The sequence below is a fragment of the Streptosporangium amethystogenes subsp. fukuiense genome, assembly GCF_042665875.1.
Classification (GTDB): domain Bacteria; phylum Actinomycetota; class Actinomycetes; order Streptosporangiales; family Streptosporangiaceae; genus Streptosporangium; species Streptosporangium fukuiense.
In genome coordinates, this window is sequence record NZ_JBHTEE010000001.1 from 8,882,936 (window position 1) to 8,899,795 (window position 16,860).

The 16,860-nt window shown below is 67.0% G+C and carries 17 protein-coding genes; 7 read left to right on the top strand and 10 right to left on the bottom strand.

The genetic code is table 11. The features are described from left to right. Positions 1-100 precede the first annotated feature (100 nt). From ACFQVD_RS39490 to ACFQVD_RS39505, 4 genes are all read left to right on the top strand, one after another. Positions 101-1,390 (top strand): ABC transporter ATP-binding protein, encoded by a 1,290-nt coding sequence (locus tag ACFQVD_RS39490; protein WP_386273616.1) that lies wholly within the window; start codon positions 101-103, stop codon positions 1,388-1,390. Next, positions 1,383-2,045: an ABC transporter permease gene (locus ACFQVD_RS39495; RefSeq protein ID WP_343973111.1), complete on the top strand. Its 663-nt coding sequence runs from the start codon at positions 1,383-1,385 to the stop codon at positions 2,043-2,045. The genes ACFQVD_RS39490 and ACFQVD_RS39495 overlap by 8 nt, the downstream gene beginning before the upstream one ends. Before the next feature lie 184 nt (positions 2,046-2,229). Next, positions 2,230-2,901 carry an ABC transporter permease gene (locus ACFQVD_RS39500; protein ID WP_343973108.1) on the top strand — a complete coding sequence of 224 codons (672 nt, stop codon included), beginning with the start codon at positions 2,230-2,232 and terminating at the stop codon, positions 2,899-2,901. Between the two features lie 36 nt (positions 2,902-2,937). Further along, a complete protein-coding gene (locus ACFQVD_RS39505; RefSeq protein WP_343973105.1) occupies positions 2,938-3,861 on the top strand; it encodes an ABC transporter substrate-binding protein in 924 nt (307 codons plus the stop codon). Positions 3,862-4,029: 168 nt separating this feature from the next. On the opposite strand, the gene ACFQVD_RS39510 is transcribed toward ACFQVD_RS39505, so the two are convergent. Beyond that, the gene (locus tag ACFQVD_RS39510) at positions 4,030-5,262 is read right to left on the bottom strand and encodes a glycosyltransferase (RefSeq protein WP_343973102.1); all 1,233 of its coding nucleotides are present in this window, start codon (positions 5,260-5,262) and stop codon (positions 4,030-4,032) included. Between the two features lie 470 nt (positions 5,263-5,732). Between ACFQVD_RS39510 and lgt the strand changes: the two genes are divergently transcribed. After that, positions 5,733-6,635 carry a prolipoprotein diacylglyceryl transferase gene (gene lgt / locus ACFQVD_RS39515; RefSeq protein ID WP_343973099.1) on the top strand — a complete coding sequence of 301 codons (903 nt, stop codon included), beginning with the start codon at positions 5,733-5,735 and terminating at the stop codon, positions 6,633-6,635. A gap of 119 nt (positions 6,636-6,754) precedes the next feature. On the opposite strand, the gene ACFQVD_RS39520 is transcribed toward lgt, so the two are convergent. The 6 genes from ACFQVD_RS39520 to ACFQVD_RS39545 all read right to left on the bottom strand — a co-directional run bounded on the left by ACFQVD_RS39520 (position 6,755) and on the right by ACFQVD_RS39545 (position 10,917). Then, on the bottom strand, positions 6,755-7,396 hold the full coding sequence (locus ACFQVD_RS39520) for a hypothetical protein (RefSeq protein ID WP_343973097.1): 642 nt from the start codon (positions 7,394-7,396) through the stop codon (positions 6,755-6,757). Positions 7,397-7,610: 214 nt separating this feature from the next. Next, positions 7,611-8,345 carry an alpha/beta fold hydrolase gene (locus ACFQVD_RS39525; protein ID WP_343973095.1) on the bottom strand — a complete coding sequence of 245 codons (735 nt, stop codon included), beginning with the start codon at positions 8,343-8,345 and terminating at the stop codon, positions 7,611-7,613. Between the two features lie 188 nt (positions 8,346-8,533). After that, a complete protein-coding gene (locus ACFQVD_RS39530; protein ID WP_343973092.1) occupies positions 8,534-9,235 on the bottom strand; it encodes a hypothetical protein in 702 nt (233 codons plus the stop codon). Further along, complete coding sequence (locus ACFQVD_RS39535) at positions 9,232-9,771, bottom strand: hypothetical protein (RefSeq protein WP_343973089.1); 540 nt, start codon at positions 9,769-9,771, stop codon at positions 9,232-9,234. The genes ACFQVD_RS39530 and ACFQVD_RS39535 overlap by 4 nt, the downstream gene beginning before the upstream one ends. A 188-nt stretch (positions 9,772-9,959) precedes the next feature. Beyond that, positions 9,960-10,520, bottom strand: a complete 561-nt coding sequence (locus tag ACFQVD_RS39540) for an ATP-binding protein (protein WP_343973086.1) — start codon at positions 10,518-10,520, stop codon at positions 9,960-9,962. Further along, complete coding sequence (locus ACFQVD_RS39545; RefSeq protein WP_343973083.1) at positions 10,477-10,917, bottom strand: hypothetical protein; 441 nt, start codon at positions 10,915-10,917, stop codon at positions 10,477-10,479. Before ACFQVD_RS39545 ends, ACFQVD_RS39540 begins: the two co-directional genes overlap by 44 nt. A gap of 175 nt (positions 10,918-11,092) precedes the next feature. Here ACFQVD_RS39545 and ACFQVD_RS39550 point away from each other — a divergent pair, with 175 nt between their 5' ends. Next, the gene (locus ACFQVD_RS39550) at positions 11,093-12,442 is read left to right on the top strand and encodes a helix-turn-helix transcriptional regulator (protein WP_343973080.1); all 1,350 of its coding nucleotides are present in this window, start codon (positions 11,093-11,095) and stop codon (positions 12,440-12,442) included. Between the two features lie 496 nt (positions 12,443-12,938). Then, positions 12,939-13,151, top strand: coding sequence for a DUF397 domain-containing protein (locus tag ACFQVD_RS39555; protein ID WP_386273626.1), 213 nt, complete (start codon positions 12,939-12,941; stop codon positions 13,149-13,151). 858 nt (positions 13,152-14,009) lie between these two features. On the opposite strand, the gene ACFQVD_RS39560 is transcribed toward ACFQVD_RS39555, so the two are convergent. The 3 genes from ACFQVD_RS39560 to ACFQVD_RS39570 all read right to left on the bottom strand — a co-directional run bounded on the left by ACFQVD_RS39560 (position 14,010) and on the right by ACFQVD_RS39570 (position 16,854). Continuing rightward, on the bottom strand, positions 14,010-15,932 hold the full coding sequence (locus tag ACFQVD_RS39560; protein ID WP_343973074.1) for an RHS repeat domain-containing protein: 1,923 nt from the start codon (positions 15,930-15,932) through the stop codon (positions 14,010-14,012). 99 nt (positions 15,933-16,031) lie between these two features. After that, the gene (locus ACFQVD_RS39565; protein ID WP_343973071.1) at positions 16,032-16,580 is read right to left on the bottom strand and encodes an ATP-binding protein; all 549 of its coding nucleotides are present in this window, start codon (positions 16,578-16,580) and stop codon (positions 16,032-16,034) included. Then, positions 16,537-16,854 (bottom strand): hypothetical protein, encoded by a 318-nt coding sequence (locus ACFQVD_RS39570; protein ID WP_343973068.1) that lies wholly within the window; start codon positions 16,852-16,854, stop codon positions 16,537-16,539. Before ACFQVD_RS39570 ends, ACFQVD_RS39565 begins: the two co-directional genes overlap by 44 nt. Positions 16,855-16,860 lie beyond the last annotated feature (6 nt).

Here is a 16,860-nt window from a genome sequence, read left to right on the forward strand (position 1 = left end):
GAAGACAGATCGGAGAAGTGGGGCATAGGCTGACCTGAGCCAGATTTTGGGGGGCGGTTGGGGCAGGGGGCCGTAACCCGGCGACAACAAGAGGTTGTGCATGATCACATTCAACGGTGTCACCAAGCGCTACGCCGACGGCACCGTAGCGGTGGACAACCTGAGCCTTGAGGTGCCCACCGGGGAGATCACCGTCTTCGTCGGCCCGTCGGGGTGCGGCAAGACGACCTCCCTGCGCATGATCAACAGAATGATCGATGCCACCGAGGGCCGGATCCTCCTGGACGGCGTCGATGTCAAGACCATAGACCCGCCGACCCTGCGTCGGGGCATCGGCTACGTCATCCAGCAGGCCGGGCTCTTCCCGCACAGAAAGATCGTCGACAATGTGGCGACGGTCCCCCTGCTGCTCGGCTGGGAGAGGAAGAAGGCCCGCGACCGGGCGATGGAACTGCTGGAGCGGGTCGGGCTCGACCTGAAGCTGGCCGACCGCTACCCCTTCCAGCTCTCCGGCGGCCAGCAGCAGCGCGTCGGCGTGGCCCGCGCGCTCGCCGCCGACCCGCCGGTGCTGCTGATGGACGAGCCGTTCAGCGCGGTCGACCCGATCGTCCGGACCAGCCTGCAGGAGGAACTGCTGCGGCTCCAGGCCGAGTTGAACAAGACCATCGTGTTCGTCACCCACGACATCGACGAGGCGGTCAAGCTCGGCGACCGGGTGGCCGTCTTCCGGGTCGGGGGCCACCTGGCCCAGCTCGACGACCCCGCCACGCTGCTGGCCAGGCCCGCCGACGACTTCGTCCGCGAGTTCCTCGGCCGCGACCGGGGCATCCGGCGGCTCTCGTTCGTCTCGGCCGAGGGGGTACGGCTCCGCGCCGACCTGCTCGTCCCGGTCTCCACCGACGCCGCGTCGGCCTCGGCGCGCGCCGCCGGCGAGCCGTGGCTGGCCGTGGTGGACGCGGGGAGCCGGCCGCTGGGCTGGGTCGCGGTCAAGGACCTGCCCGAGTCCGGCACGCTCGCCGAACTGGAGCTCGCGCCGTACGGGACGTTCGTCAGCGGGCGCGACTCGCTGCGCGGCGCGCTGGACGCGACGCTGCTCTCGCCCTCGGGCAACGCCGTCGCGGTGGACGGCGAGGGCCGGGCCGTGGGTGTCGCCACCCGCGAGGCACTGGACGAGGCGCTGGCCGAGGTGGCGGGAAGTGTCGGCGGGTCCGCAGGGGGCAAGGGAGGTGTCGGCGGGTCCGTCGGGAGTGTGGGAGGTTCCGGCGGGCCCGTGAGGGGTGCGGGGAGTGCCGCCGGATCCAGCGGGTCCGCGGGAAGCGCGGCCGGATCAGCGGCGGACGCGGAAAGCACCGGTCTGGGCGCGGAAGGCACGGGGGACGCGGGTGAGTGAGGAACCCCTGGTCCGCTGGGACTGGATCGGCCGCAACTGGCCCACCATCCAGGGCCTGCTGGAGGACCACATCGTGATGGCGCTGGTGCCGATCGTCGTCGGGCTGCTCATCGCGCTCCCGCTCGGGCTGGCCGGAGTCCGCTGGCGCTGGCTCTACCAGCCGACCGTCGGCGTGATGAACGTGATCTACTCGCTGCCCTCGCTGGCCGTCTTCATCGTGCTCATCCCGGTCACCGGCCTCGCGACGCGGCTGACCGTGATGGTCCCGCTCACCTTCTACGCCATGGCGGTGCTGATCCCGGCGGTCGTCGACGGGCTGGGCTCGGTCCCCGACCACGTACGCCAGTCCGCGGTGGCCATGGGCTTCACCCCGCTGCGCAGGCTGCTCCAGGTCGAGCTGCCGATCGCGGTGCCGGTCGTGCTGGCCGGGCTCAGGGTGGCCACGGTCGCCAGCGTCAGCCTGGTCAGCGTCGGCGCGCTGGTCGGCAGGGGAGGACTCGGCTACCTGTTCATCGACGGCTGGCAGCGGCAGTTCTACACCCCGATCGTGGTCGGCATCGTGCTGGTCGTGGTGCTCGCGGGCGTCGCCGACCTGCTGCTGATCCTGGCGCAGCGCCTGCTCACCCCGTGGTCACGGGCAAGGGGGTCCGCGTGAACCGACCGTTTGATCTCCTCGGAGACCCGGCCGGTGTGGTGGCCGTGGGTCTTGGCGGGGTTTCCAGTCGCAGCCTCGCCGAAGCCGGCGCCGGAAGTCGTACGTCACCGCATCCGGCGGGCACAGGTGGTCGACGATCCGGCGGGGTTCCCATCACCAGGTGGTCGTGGGTGAGGGAGGCCGCGTGAACTGGCTGATCGACTTCTTCGGCGACCCGGTCAACTGGTCGGGTCCGGACGGGATTCCCGCCCGGCTGCTCGAACACCTGGAGTTCGCCGGGCTCTCGCTGCTGCTGGCCATGCTGATCGCGCTCCCGCTGGGGCTGCTGATCGGCCACACCGGCCGGGGCGCCCTGCTGGTGGTCTCCATCGCCAACGCGGCCCGCGCCCTGCCGACGCTCGGCCTGCTCGTCCTCATCGTGCTGCTGATGGGGGTCGGCACCATTCTGCCGGTGTTGATCCCGCTGGTGGCGCTGGCCGTGCCGCCCATCCTGGTCAACACCTACGAGGGCATCCGCGGGGTGGACCCGGACCTGCGCGACGCCGCGTACGGCATGGGACTGCGGGGCGGGCAGGTGCTCGGCCGGGTGCTGGTGCCGGTCGCGCTGCCGCTCATCCTGCTCGGCCTGCGGCTGGCCGCCATCCAGGTGGTGGCGACCGCGACGGTGGCCGCGTACGTGGGCCTGGGCGGCCTCGGCCGCTTCATCATCGACGGTCTCGCGACCAAGAACTTCCCGAGCACGATCGGCGGAGCGGTTCTCGTAGCACTGCTGGCGCTTCTCGTTCAGCTCGGGTTCACCCTGGTACAGCGCGCAACGGTCTCCCCGGGGGTGAGCGAGCGCCAGACCATCCGATAGTCTCCATTACCCCCCGTTTTGGAAGGGAATAGCACCATGAAGCGCCTGTTCAGCACCGCGGCGATCCTTCTGTCCGCGGCGCTCACACTTACCGCGTGCGGGGGTGGAGATCCCCTCACCAGCGCGTCCCAGGCTCCCGCCGAATCCGGGTCCGCCTCCGAGCCGGCGGCCGCAGGGAAGGTCGTCATCGGGTCGGCCAACTTCCCGGAGAACGTCCTGCTGGGCGAGATCTACTCGCAGGCCCTGGCCGCCAAGGGCGTCCAGGTCGAGGAGAAGTTCAACATCGGCAGCCGCGAGGTGCTGTACGACCAGGTCAAGAGCGGCGGCCTGACCATCCTGCCGGAGTACATCGGCTCGCTGCTGGCCTTCGTCGACAACACCGCCACGGCGAAGTCGAAGGACGACGTGGTCGCCGCGCTCAAGGAGAAGCTCCCGGCCGAGCTGGAGGTGCTGACACCCGCCGCGGCCGAGGACAACAACTCGCTGACCGTCACCAAGGAGACCGCCACCTCCGAGGGCCTCACCACGATCGAGGACCTGGTCAAGGTCGCCAAGGGCTACGCGGTGGGCGGCCCGCCGGAGTTCAAGAGCCGCCAGGAGAAGAACTTCAAGGACACCTACGGCCTGGAGTTCAAGGAGTGGAAGAAGACCGGCGACGCCACCGCCGACGCCATCAAGGACGGCACCGTCCAGGTCGGCAACGTCTTCACCACCGACCCGAAGATCATCATCAATGACCTGGTCTCCCTCCAGGACAACAAGAGCGCCTTCGCCGCGGAGAACATCGCCCCCCTGGTCAACAAGGCGGGCGTGAACGACACGGTGAAGACCACCCTCGACGCGGTCTCCGCCAAGCTGGACACCGCCGGCCTGGTCGCGCTGATGAAGCGCGTCGCGGTCGACAAGGACGACGCCGAAGCGGTCGCCAAGGACTGGCTCACCCAGAACGGCCTGCTGTAACGATTCCCCCGACCGGCCCCGGACCTCTCGTCCGGGGCCGGTTCGCGTTCTCGGAGAACGACTCGGGTCCTGTGTTCGGTGGAAGGAGATTCGGGGTCGCTCATCGATATCGCACCGTACGGAGTGATGGGGTGGGGAGGAGCGAAACGGGCATGCTGCACCGCAGTATCAGGATGACCTCTGAGAGGCCAAGGTCATCAGGCGCTGCGCGGTGGTTCTGGCGCCATCAGTGCGCACCCCGGCGGCGATGACCCGGGTACGGGCCGCCACGTTCGGCCGGAGAGCGTGCCTGAGGGCACTCGTCAGCGAGTCGGCGGTCGGCGCGCCGGGCGCGTGCGCGGCTCCGATCCCGAGATCGTGGATTCGCCGCGCCCAGTAGTGCTGGTCGTAGATCTGGGGGATGACGACCTGGGGCGCACCGGCTCGCGCGGCCGCGGTCGTGGTGCCCGCCCCGCCGTGGTGGACGACGGCGGCGACCCGCCTGAACAGCGCCTGCTGGTTGACCTCGCCGACGGACAGGCAGTCGGATTCGTCGTCCACCGGTGACAGGCCGGCCCACCCGCGGGAGACGATCGCCCGGTGCCCGAGCGCACGGGCCGATTCGACCATCACCCGGGCGAGGTCCTGCGGCGCGCGCATGCTGCCGAAGCCGAAGTAGACGGGTGGCTCGCCGGCGGTCAGGAACGCCTCCAGCTCAGGAGAGAGCGGCCGCTCATCGGGGAGGATCCAGGCGCCGGTCTGGAGCACGGTCCGGTCGGCGGGTTCGGGCCACGGCCCCAACGTCGGGTCGGCGGCCAACCAGGGCCGGTCGGTGAAGACGTGGCTTCGCACGTCACCGACAGGGGCCAGACCGGCCGGCGCCCGATGGAGGTTGAGCGCGGCGCCGAACAGCTCGTTGAAGCGTTCGGCGTCCCGAGCCCACAACTCGCGGTTGTCGGCCGTCGCGGGCGGCGGCTGTCCCGGTGCGAGCAGCGGGGGGTGGTGGTGTGACGACGGCAGAACCGTCGGGCAGTAGGCGGTGAAGACGTAGGGGATCCCCATCGTCTCCGCCACCGAGCGGGCGGCCAGCTGCAGGGCTGTGGCGGCCACGATGACGTCGCAGCCTTCAGCCGCCGACGTGACCGTGGCGAACTGGGCGGCGACCGTGGCCTCCGCCATCCGACGCCGCTGCTCGGGAGAGGGCGGGGCGGGCGGAACCGATGGGGCCGGTCGGCTGACGGCGGTGGCGCGCAGCTCGGGACCGACGGGCACGACGGGGATGCCGAGGCCGTCGATCCATTCGCGGAAGTCGGGCGGCACGCACATGCGGACCTCTTGACCGAGATCCCGCAGCTCCAAGGCGAGTGCCACCAACGGCTGGACATCGCCACGCGACCCGATGGTGGACAGCAGCACACGCACCTGAATTCCCCCTGTGACGGCTTGGATCACGACCGACCGGCCGCATGGCGAATGTGAGCCCCGCCCTGGGACGGTCCGGCGCACGGCTCCCGATTCTGAGGGACCACCGGGGCCTTGCCGCAAGCCCCTCACCCGGCTATACGTTGAAAGTGGCGACAAGGATGGAGTGCTCCTGACCGGGGGAACCGCCTGCGATCACGCGCTGGGCACCGGCCACCGCCTCCTTCAGGACCTATCTCACCGATCAGCCGGACCCCGGATCGCTGTGTACTCATGGCGGCCCCCACCGGTGCGCTACCGGCCCACCCCGTCGCGTTCACAGCCCACCGACGCCTCCAACGGCGTGGCCTCCTCGGGCGCACCGCGCTCGGTGCTCGGTTCCGCACATCGACCGTCCGGCGCGCCGCAGAAGGTTCGCGATCAGGTCACGAAGGCGGCCGGGTGGCCTGGCGTTGGCTAGCCTCACCGGCATGCCTCTCGCCTCGATTCCCAGTCCTTCCGAAGGGGTCTGGTATCTCGGGTTCATCCCGATCCGGGCCTACGCCCTGTGCTTCATCATCGCGATCGGCTTCGGCATCTGGCTGAGCGAGCGCCGCTGGCGCGCCCGCGGCGGCGAGAAGGGCACGATCGGCGACATCGCGATCCCCGCAGTGATCTTCGGCCTGATCGGGGCTCGCCTCTACCACGTCATCACCGACTGGCAGACCTACTTCGGCCCGCGCGCGATCAAGGAGCCCTACCAGGCGCTGTTCGTTTGGGAAGGCGGGCTCAGCATCTGGGGCGCGGTCGCCATGGGAGGCCTGGGCGTGTGGCTGGCCTGCCGCCGCCGGGGGCTCTCCCTGGGGGCCGTGGCCGACACGGTCGCGCCCGGCATCGCGTTCGGGCAGGCGATCGCCCGCTGGGGAAACTGGTTCAACCAGGAGCTGTACGGCGGTCCGACCACGTTGCCATGGGGCCTGGAGATCGACCAGGCGCACGGCGGCGAGCCAGGCGTTCTCTACCACCCGACGTTCCTGTACGAGTCGCTGTGGGACGCGGCGCTCGGTTTCGGACTGATCCTGGCTGGCAGGCGGTTCACGCTGCGCCACGGCCGCCTGTTCGCCCTCTACGTCGCCGGCTACACGTTCGGGCGGTTCTGGATCGAGGGGCTGCGGATCGACCCGGTCGGCGGGGTGGACCACGCGGTGACGCTCCTGGGGCTGCGGATCAACCAGTGGACTTCGATCGTGCTGTTCATCGGCGCGCTGGTCTACCTCTGGGTGACTCGCGACAAGGACACCGAGGAGACCGTGGTGCCGACCTCACGGCACAGGGCCCCGCACGAGGAGAACGGCGGGCAGGTCTCCGATCCTGACGCGACCACCATGCCGTGAGACTCACGAATACCGCTGTGGCAAATGCGCGCTTCGGGCTTTCCCCACTGGAGCGACATCCGCGCCTCGTCGCGGACTCCGGCGGAGACAAGGCCGTGGACGAAGCGCGGCGCCGACACTCACACCGCGTAACCCGCTCCCCCTTGCTTGGAGTCCGGCCAGTGGTGCGCCGAGCGGCCGGAGGCGGAGACGATGGCCGCGCCGTCGAGTTCGACGGTCGTCAACTCGATGCCGCCCAACGGCCACTCCACGGCGAACTCGAAGTTCTCGGCCGGGGGCAACGGCCACAGCCACAGCCCGAAGCCGCTGAACCCGAACTCGCCGCCGCGCATGCCGCTGCCCATCGGAGACCAGGACAGCTGAGGCCCGACCGGCGGATCGCCGGGGGTGCTCTTCGGGGGCCGTGCCCATTCGAGGGCGGTGGCCTTCGTGCCGTCGGCGAACCGCACGCCCAGCCGCAACAGCGAGTCCGGTCGGCGGCCGCGCCCGAACGCCTGGGCGATCGGGGCCCCGGCCAGCTGCACGTACCACCAGTCCTCACCGGACAGGTCACCCTGCCTGGACACCACCTCCACATTCAGCATGCAGCCGGTGCTGAAGACCCGGATCGTCGGCAGGAGCACCACGACGTTCGCACTCCGGGCCACCACCCGCTCGACCGCGAGCACCGCTCCGATCTCCAGGGAGGACGGGGCCGACCAGGGCGGGAGCTCGGGGCGGGCGACGGGTTCCTGTTCTGTCGGTACGGGATCGAAGAACATCACTTCACGCTACTGAAAAACCGCCGATGCTGACAGGCGTCTTGTCGGCCCGGTGAACCTCGGGTAGAGCACGCCTTCGGCGCCCCCCGCGCGGGCGGCGACCTCGTTCGGCGACGAGTTCCGCGGCGGCGTCAGGATCACGTTGCGGGCCCGCTGAACGACCGAAAACCTTGCTCTGGCGTCGAGCGCCCAGGGGTGCGGCTCGGCGGCCGGGTCACGCGCCGAGCAGGTCGCGCACCCGGTCCGCGAACCAGCCGGGCCGTTGCAGCGGGATGCCGTGCCCGCAGTCCGCCACGATCTCCAGCTCGCTGCCCGGCAGGGCTTCGTGCAGCACGCGGGCCGACTCCCGCATCAGGCCCCGTTCACGCCCGCCGGCGAGGATCAGCGCCTCGCGGGGGAAACGTGACCACGCGGGCGGCGGCGTGAAACGCAGGTTCTCACCGACCGCGGCGAGCAGGGTCTGCTTCGAGACGCTCGCGGACGTGCGGACGTAGTCGTCGAGCAGCGGGCCGGGAATGAACAGCTGCTTGGCCTGCAACCTGGCGAACCACCGCTGCCGGGCGAGCCCGGCGGTGGCACCGAGCAGGCCGAGGGTGAACCCGGCGGCCGCGATGGGCTTGGCCTGTGCGCTGACCACGACCACGCGTTCCACGAGCTCGGGCCGGTGTGCGGCGAGCAGGACCGTCAGCTGCGCGCCCAGGGAGAACCCGGCGACGGAGACACGACCGCCCACGTCGTGCAGGAGCTTCGTCAAGGCTTCGACGGTGCGGGCATGGGAGTGATACGTCTCGTCCGCGCTGCGGTCGTGGCCGGGCAGGTCCGGGACGATCACCCGGTGGTCGTGCGCGAGACGTTCCCGCACCGGCTCCCACATCCAACCGGCGACACCGCCACCGTGCAGCAGGAGCACGGGCGGCGCGTCGGCGGGACCGTACGTCTCGACATGCATCTGGAACCGCTCCCGTCGCGTCGGCCGACGACCATGATGGCAGAGGGGGGTCGTCCGGCCGACGGCGCGCCCCGTCCGGTGCTGGTGGCGGTCCCAGCACCGGTACGGATGCCGGATCCGGGATCCACCTGGGGGTGGAGGACCTCGGCCACGCCGCCGCAGACAAGGACCGGGCGGCCGCGCCGAAGCTACCGGGAACGCATCCGCTCTGTGCGCGCTCCGCGCCGACCGGTGCGGAGCGAGAACGTTCGAAGCATGCCGACGGCCAGCACCGGGATTCCGAGGACCCAGCAGAGTAGTCCCGCTTTGAAGCCCTCGTTGACGTGCTGGCCATTGCCCTGGACCTCGGGCGCGAGAGCTGAGGCGATCATTGGAAGCAGGAGCAGCGCGACACCCGCGAGGGCAAGTGCCGCACCGGCCAGGACCGACTGTGCCCGCCGGTACGGACGAGCCACCAGCAGGGTCAGGATCACGGCACACACCACGGCAGGCAGTACCACCTTGCCCGTCCAGTGCAGCAGCATCGTCGTTCCGTACCACCGCTCATCGGGAATCGAGTCCTCGAAGTACACCGCGGGGGTCGGCGGACCAAGGAGATCCCTGATCGTACCCAGCAAGCCGCCGCCGATCAGCGCGCAGCTGAACACGGCCCATCGCCATCCGGGCCGTGAGCCATCAGCCAGCACGGTGGCGACACCGACGGCGGCGAGCAAGCCAAGTAGCACGCCCTTGCTCGCTCCGTTGGCGAACGGCACCCACTGGTTCCACGGGTAGTTCTGCACGGTGACGGCCGTCCACGCGCCGACGGCGCCCCAGATCGGGACGCCGACGGCGATCCCGATGGACAGCACATCCCTGACGCGCTCCCTGTCGATCATGTGATCGTTCATCCTGTCCGAGCACTTTCTCGCCGTAGCGGGATGCGCGGAAGGAACGCGCTGAGCATGAGGACGAGTTCCAGCACGAGCAGAAACAGCGCGATATAGAGACCGGGGCGTACGTCCGCGCTGTAGCCGGGTTGGTGGAAGCTGAGCAGAATGTCCCGAGTGATGTATCCGATCTGCTCTTCGGGTTTGGCGGCATCATCGAGCGGGAGCAACTCGGACGTCACCTCGATCTCGTTGGAGAACGTCCCTCCGACCGAGTAAACGCTCAACCACTGCCACGTCGTGAGGGCGATGCCGAGGACGACGAGGGTGAGCGCGGCAGGCCGACTCCATCGTGACGCGGTAGCAACGCCGCGCAGGCTCCACAGCAGCGCGGCGGCCACTACCAGCAGCACCGCGACCGACCAGGCGGTGGAGGCCTGCCAGACGTTCGCCGTCGACTGCTCGGTGCGGTCCCCGTACTGATCCGAGACCGCCCAGGTGATACCGAACCACTCCCAGAAACTCACCGCGAGTAGCAGTACCGCGACCCCGAGCACACCCCATTCACGAGGCCCCCATCGAGAAGCACCAAGATCAGCTGACATGAGGGGTAAGTAAACACCAAATACGGGTTTTGCGGAGTGGATGTGACAATAAAGGCTTTCCTGACCGATGGTGTCTCAGTGTCATCCCGCGCACATGTGCTTTCCGGGGTTTTCGTGGGAATTCTTCTCCTGGTGCTCGCTCAGCAATCCGGCGCTGCCCCGGTTGAGCGGAGTTCGAACCAGGTGACGGTTCCGGTGGGGTCGCGGTGAAAGCCCCAGCGGGTGGCGAGGTCGTTGACGAGGAGGAGTCCTCGGCCGCCGGTGGCCTCTGGGCCGGGCTTTCTCGTACAGGGAATCTCTGAGGTGCCGGGGTCCTGGACGGTGATCAGTGCGCCGTAGGGGAGGAAGGCGACCGTGACGACGAACTCTCGTGGCGGGTCGGCCGGTCCGGTGTCGAGTGGTCGGGCATCGAGTGGTCCGCTGGAGTGTTCGACGGCGTTGGTGGCGAGTTCGCTGGTCAGGAGTACGGCGTCGTCGTGGAGTGGGTGGTCGTCGCCGAGGAGTTCGGCGACGAAGACGCGTGCGGGCCTGACCTGGTCGGGAGTGGCCGCGAACCGTTGAGAGATGACGGGCGTGTGGCCTATGGGTGCCGACCAGCCGGGGATCCGTCCCAGGTGCGGTGACCGTACGGCGCCGTCGGTCGTTGTGCGGAAGCGGTCAGCGAGCACGCCGACGAGTACGGCCAGGAGTCGTGCTGCCATCTCGGTCACCTCCCGTGCGCGCGATCCTGTTCTGCTCGGGGTTTCTGGCGCCCTTGACGTCCGTGCTGCTTTCGGGGCGCGGGGCTTCTGCCCTGGAGAGGGGGTGGTTGGGCTGGCCGGGGGCGAGATGGGGACAGAAGTTTTCGATGTGCTGCATCTGGGCGGCCAGTTCGGTGGGAGTGTCGGCCTCGATCAGGCCGACGTGCTGTCGGCACCAGGCGGGGGAGAGCGCCCACCAGTGTCCGGTGGCCTTGCCGTACCAGAAGTGCCAGCCGGTGAACCGCAGCGCCAGCGCACGCGGAACCCGGTCGTATCCGTCGTCTCGCGATGTGCACTGCAGAAGCTCGGTGGTCTGGCAGGGATCCATGGTGATCACTGGTGAGGGATCGCCCGACATATCTTCTCCCGGTGAGATCAAGTAACTCTGTGTAATTCTCTTCCAAGAGAAGCGCAGCTGGGTGACGATGAAAGGAGCCTCGTAGGGGCCCGCGTCGAGGGCCGCCTTGAAGGCCAGGTCAGTCGCGAGGGGGCCGCTTCCTGGCCTACAGGTGGTGAGCGAAAGGAGCCGGGGCGTGGAGGGTCTGACGATCGAGGAACTGATCAAGCAGTCCAGGCAGGCCAAGGGCCTCACTCAGGCGAGCCTCGCCGACCGGCTCGCCCGAGCTTCAGGGCAGTCCACGATCACTCGCAACGAGATCTCCCGCTGGGAGCGCGGCAGGCGGTTGCCCCTGGCCTGGCTGCCGTGGTTGAGCATCGTGCTGGATCTCCCGCTGGCTCTACTGGACCAGGCGGTCGTGCTGTCCCGCGCCAAACGACTGGGCGTCACCCCGCCCAGCGTGAACGGTGATCGTCTGACACTGTTCAGCGACGGCTGGACGCGCGAGAGCAACGAGGCGATGGCCGCCGGGCTGGTCATCGAGAGCGAAGCCATGTCGGAGGAGTCCGCGCTCCGCGTCGCCCACGAGTGGCTGATCGTGGAGCCGCCACAGCTCCATGAGATCCGGGCGGGGCGTCGTGTCGGTCATTCGTTGGTCGGCAAGATCGAGACCCGGATCGACCATTTGCGGCACCTCGATGACTACGTGGGCGGTACAGACCTGCACACGCTTGTCTCTCAAGAGCTGGAGGCGACCGCCACAGTCGCCAAGGAGGCCGCGTACCGCGAGGACGTGGGCCGCCGACTTCTGAAAGCGGTGGGAGAGCTCTGCCAGCTCGCGGGATGGGTGGCCTCCGATGCGGGGCTGTACGGTCGCGCTCGTACCTACTATGTCAAAGGCATCCAAGCCGCGCACGTCGCTGAAGATGAGCCGACGGCGGCTAATCTGCTGTCCTCGTTGAGCTACCAGATGGCCAATGTGGGAGACCCCAGGGAAGCGGCCACGATGGCCCGTACGGCGGTCAAGGGCGCTGAGCGATCAAGCACCCCGCTCACCCGCGCCCTGCTACTGGAACGAGTGGCCTGGGCACACGCCAAGGCCGGAGATTCAGCGATCACCGAACGGGCACTCGGCGCGGTCGACCGGGTGTTCGAGCAGCACGGGGACGGCGATGATGACCCGAAGTGGGTCTACTGGCTGGACCGAGGCGAGGTCGACGTGATGGCCGGCCGGTGCTTCACCGAACTCGGCCGCCCGCTCAAGGCCGAACCGTTGCTCACCCAGGGCATCGACACCTACGACGCCACGCACGCACGGGAAGTCTCCCTCTATCTGAGCTGGCTCGCCGACGCCTACGCTCAGGCCCGCGAGATCGAACGGGCCACCGAGGCCGCCTCGAAGTCGTTGAACTTGGCGGTCAAGGTCAACTCAGCCCGCGTCACCGACCGCATAGAGCTCATTCGTTCCCGCCTCCGCCCTTTCGCGGATACCGCTGCGGTTCGAAGATTCGAGGACCTTTACCAATCGACGGTAGACGCGATCTGACCAGTCGAAAGTCGAGTGGCCATTACTGTGGCACGCAGGAACGACGCCACGAGGCGTGGTCACGACACCGCCTCGCGGGAGAGGCGGTCACTCGGCTCGGGGCTCGCCAGCACACCAACTACTACGAGATGTGCACCAGCCAGACCAACGTCGACATCCACGGGGTCGCCGGGCCGTACTCGGTGACGGTCCCCAGGCCGTGAGCCGGGGAAAGGCGGTCCGGCTCCGGCCAACCGTGTCGGCTACCACCACCTCGACTACGCCCGCGCCCTGCTCTGGTGCGGCCACCGCGAGGCCGCCACGGCCGAACTGGAACACGCGGAGAAGGCGGCCCCCCTCCTCATCCGTAACCACCCCATGGCCCGGCAGGCGGTACGAACCCTGCTGGACCTGGAGCGCTACAACTACAGGGAACGCATCCGCCGCCTCGGAACACGCATGCACATCCTTTGAAACGTTCGATTTGGGTGATCAGCCGCAGTACGAGGAGAGGATTGTGGACCGGACCAGCCCTACGCTCGCTTGGCGCAAGAGCAGCAAGAGCGCCCAGCAGGACAACTGTATGGAAGCGGCAGACCCTCCGGGCGGAGGTCGCGCCGTACGAGACAGAAAGGACCCGAACGGGCCTGTGCTGCGTTTCGCGAGTAGTGATTGGCAGTCATTCATCGGTGGTATCAAAGGCGGAGCGTTCGACACTCTGGGCTACTGATCAATGGCCCAATTAGTCTCCCTTCAACAGGAGGTCGACATTGCTTGAAGTGTGTTCGAGGCTCTTACGTCCGGATCTGTGGGAGCCGGAGGGTGAGATTTCCTCCGGCCACCCGACCGGGATGAGGTGGTGCTGCCACAGCGGTGAAGGAAAAGCTTGCAGGCGCATGACGACAGTGATGATTCTGTCCAAAGCCAGCGGACGGCGATGCGTAACCGTAGCCTTCGGCCATCTCGGATGAAGCGCCCGGCGACGGTGAACAAGTAAAGATGTGGAGCAAATTTTTTGTTCGGTCACGTGGCGTCAAGTCCGGCCTGACCAGATGCGCATCCTGCATAACCTGGCTGGACACAGCAGACGTGTTTGACGTCCAGGAATTCGACTCAACCAGGCGATTTATCAAACGTGATCGGCGGCGAGTGCACAGCGACATCTTTTCGGGCAGTTTAATCTCCGAAAAAAACCTCAACCATCTTTTTGTTTATCTGAGGGGCATTCCTTATTGCGGCAGCCAGAGATTGGTTATTAACATACTTCTTGAGTACAACATCGGCATTGTAGGGTCTCGCGTCTTTTTTTGAAACAGCCGTCCAGCCATCCATCTTCATTTTCTCGGACACTTCAGTCGACGACCGAACATTTTCGGCAAGCCAAAAGGTGACCGAAGGGTTGTCCCCAGAGTCGCACCCGGATGTGTCACGCGAGACGACCCACCCTGTATTAAACGAATTATCAGTCGCTTCTTTTGTCATAGTGAGGAGCTTCTTTACTTCGGACTCACACGTGTCCGTGCACCCCGCTACCGTAAGCGTTATTGAAACGACAACCAGCAGAGATTTAGTGAGGGGAAAAAACTTTCTATTTTTTCCCACGCCAAACTATTCTTCCTCCATACCAGACCTGCTCTTCATGCTTGTTGACACTAACAAGGATTGCCATACGTCCCGCGTTGTATTCTTTACTCCCGGCAATCGCTAGGTGGTTCATCACGGTCGTGATGCCCGCCCCGACCGACGCCGTCCAATAAATAGCTTGCAATTCCCCTCTGTGGTTCTTTTCGTATTTCATGGAATGGATATTATTCAACTGGTCACGCAAGCTGTCACCGTACTTCTTTCTTCCGGTTCCCGCCTCGTGAGCTTTGGCAAAGTCCAACGCCGCAGCTTCTCCCACCACTGTCGCCATCCCTGCCATCCATACGAAATGGCGAATTGCATTCGCCTTGTTACTATCTTTTATGCCTGATGTGAGCCCTGCGGCATACGCGGATATCGCAGCTATTTGACCGCACTTTACCATTCCGTGCGTAGCGCAAACGCCAGCCTGGCTTAGCCATTGTAGCCAGTTGGCGTCTTTGTCGTCTTTCGGAGGGGGCGGAATATTCTTTTTGCTACCCGCATTGCTGCCCGCTTTGCATGTTACACACAGTGCAAGTGAGGCCTTCCCGCCATAAGGGGATCCCGAAGAAGCCCTATTTTGCTTTGATTCTTTATCAATCTTCTTAAGTACTGACCAGGTTTTAGCCATGTCGGCATCATCTTTGTAAATGCTGTACAGGGACATGTAGGTGTCCCGGACTTCTTTGGATTCGTTCCAGTAACCCTTCGGTGCCGGCCTCCCATTAGTCATGTAACCAATTCGCTGCGCCTCGTCATTTGAGACTCCTGGATTCCATGGTTCCCAGTCCGGGAGTCCGTCGCTTCTATACAGACCCGAGCCGTCGCCACCCCACGCATTGTACGGCTGTCCCGGCTTTGGCCAGTTGATTTTCGTAACATCGAAACTTTTGGCGGAGAGCTTGTCGATGTGGGCGCTCATGTACGCGTTCATGTCGAAGGACTGCCAGCTGGAGCTACCAGTTGTGCCGGTGATGGAGCTCGCGTTGTTGATCTGGATGGAACTGTGTCCGGTGGGATCGCTATGGGTGAGGGGGCTCGCGTTGGCGTAGGTGTAGCGGTTGGCCTGGACGGAGGGGTCTGGGTTGAGGGTGGCGGTGTCGCGGGAGGTGAAGGCGCCGGTGCCGGGCTGGTACCAGCGGGCGTGCATGTTGACCTTGCCGGTGTCGGGGTCGGTGTATTCACCCTGGTAGCCGAGGGCGCGCTGGGTGCCGGAGCGGTGGGTGACGTTGCCGAAGGGGTCGTAGGCGGTCGAGTCGACCAGGGCGGTGCCGGAGAAGGTGGCGACCAGGTCGCCGTGCAGGTCGGTCATGGTGGCGAGGGCGGGGCCGGCGCCTTCCTGGAGGCTGAGCAGGCCGCCGAAGGGGTCGCGGCCGTACTTGGCCTGCAGGGCGCCCGCGCCGTCGGTGGTGGCGACGAGGTCGTTGCTCAGGCCGGAGTAGGTGAAGCGCTGCTGGTCGGCGCCCTTGGTACGTGACGTCATCCGGCCCAGGGCGTCGTAACCATAAGAGGCGTCACCGTCGTTGACGAGGCGGTCGAAGGCGTCGAAGGTGAGGTTGCGGGTGACGCCGGCCTTGGTCTCGGTGGCGGTGGTGCCGCGCGGGGTGTAGGTGTAGTCGGTCCCGGCACCGGAGGTCAGCCGGTTGCGCTGGTCGTAGACGAAGGTCTCGGCTCCGGCCTTGGTGCGGTTGCCGGAGGCGTCCCACTCGTAGGCGGTGACGGCGCCGCCGGGGGCGGTCCAGGAGGTCAGGCGTCCGGCGCGGTCGTAGCCGTAGGTGTTGGTGCCCGCTCCGGCGGTGCCGGTGGTGGTCTTGGAGGTGAGGAGATCGTCCTTGTCCCACCCATAGACGATCTTCGACAGCTCGGTGCCGGAGCTGTTCTTCACCGAGTGCGAGGTGAGCCGATCGGCGGCGTCGTAGACGTAGCCTGCGCGGATATCGTCGCGGCCTCCGGCGGCGAGGAGGCCGTAGCCGTGATCAAGGGGTTACCCGCTGGTCGAGCGGAGTTCGAACCAGGTGACGGTTCCGGTGGGGTCGCGGTGAAAGCCCCAGCGGGTGGCGAGGTCGTTGACGAGGAGGAGTCCTCGGCCGCCGGTGGCCTCTGGGCCGGGCTTTCTCGTACAGGGGACCTTTGAGGCGCCGGGGTCCTGGACGGTGACCAGTACTCCGTGGGGGAGGAAGGCCACCGTGACGACGAACTCTCGTGGCGGGTCGACCGGTCCGGTGGCGCGCGGTCGGGCATCGAGTGGTCCGCTGGAGTGTTCGACGGCGTTGGTGGCGAGTTCGCTGGTCAGGAGTACGGCGTCGTCGCGGAACGGGTGGTCGTCGCCGAGGAGTTCGGCGACGAAGACGCGTGCGGGCCTGACCTGGTCGGGGGTGGCCGCGAACCGTTGAGAGATGACGGGCGTGTGGCCCAGGGGCGCCGACCAGCCGGGGATCCGTCCCAGGTGCGGTGACCGTACGGCGCCGTCGGCCGTTGTGCGGAAGCGGTCAGCGAGCACGCCGACGAGTACGGCCAGGAGTCGTGCTGCCATCTCGGTCACCTCCCGCGCTCTCGTCGCTCGGGACTGGGGCGTCTGTCCCGGGGCGGTAGTTCTCGATGTTCTGTATCTGTGCGGCGAGTTCGGCGGGGGTGTCGGCCTCGATCAGGCCGATGTGCTCTCGGCACCAGGCGGGGGAGAGTGCCCAGTAGCGGCCGGTGGCCTTGCCGTACCAGAGATGCCAGCCGGTGAACCGCAGCGCCGGCTTATGCAGCGCTCCGATCTCCTCGACGGGCTCGTGCCGGAAGGGGGTGTCGACGGAGATCATGCCGTC

Coding starts and splice junctions, on each gene's coding strand:
- ACFQVD_RS39545 (WP_343973083.1), bottom strand. CDS start 10,917: ATGTCGGGCGATCCCTCACCAGTGATCACCATGGATCCCTGCCAGACC.
- ACFQVD_RS39565 (WP_343973071.1), bottom strand. CDS start 16,580: ATGGCAGCACGACTCCTGGCCGTACTCGTCGGCGTGCTCGCTGACCGC.
- ACFQVD_RS39530 (WP_343973092.1), bottom strand. CDS start 9,235: ATGAACGATCACATGATCGACAGGGAGCGCGTCAGGGATGTGCTGTCC.
- lgt (WP_343973099.1), top strand. CDS start 5,733: ATGCCTCTCGCCTCGATTCCCAGTCCTTCCGAAGGGGTCTGGTATCTC.
- ACFQVD_RS39490 (WP_386273616.1), top strand. CDS start 101: ATGATCACATTCAACGGTGTCACCAAGCGCTACGCCGACGGCACCGTA.
- ACFQVD_RS39540 (WP_343973086.1), bottom strand. CDS start 10,520: ATGGCAGCACGACTCCTGGCCGTACTCGTCGGCGTGCTCGCTGACCGC.
- ACFQVD_RS39570 (WP_343973068.1), bottom strand. CDS start 16,854: ATGATCTCCGTCGACACCCCCTTCCGGCACGAGCCCGTCGAGGAGATC.
- ACFQVD_RS39525 (WP_343973095.1), bottom strand. CDS start 8,345: ATGCATGTCGAGACGTACGGTCCCGCCGACGCGCCGCCCGTGCTCCTG.
- ACFQVD_RS39505 (WP_343973105.1), top strand. CDS start 2,938: ATGAAGCGCCTGTTCAGCACCGCGGCGATCCTTCTGTCCGCGGCGCTC.
- ACFQVD_RS39520 (WP_343973097.1), bottom strand. CDS start 7,396: ATGTTCTTCGATCCCGTACCGACAGAACAGGAACCCGTCGCCCGCCCC.